The 228-nt window shown below is 36.8% G+C and carries 1 protein-coding gene; it reads right to left on the bottom strand.

From position 1 onward, the window contains the following. On the bottom strand, positions 1-228 hold a 228-nt coding region (locus ACYP5M_RS26920; protein WP_459735771.1), incomplete at both ends, for a UvrD-helicase domain-containing protein.

Raw genomic sequence — 228 nt, 5'->3', positions numbered from 1 at the left:
AGACGCCGTCTTCAGGTACACTTCCGGCCCGACCAATTCAATTTTCGCTGAACTGATGCTACCCAAAATGGCACTATAATCATATTTTTTTGTATCCATATTACGGTCTTTCATGATTTGTTTTAAGACCGATTGCTGATAAGTCGTATCCAATATCGAGAAGTTTATATTAAATCCGATACGGTCGATATCTCTACGTAAAAAAATGAAACAAAACGATTGGAAAGT

This window comes from Peribacillus sp. N1 (assembly GCF_054600815.1).
Note: the sequence above shows the minus strand (reverse complement) of the source record. Positions and strands in the feature narration are given on the sequence as shown.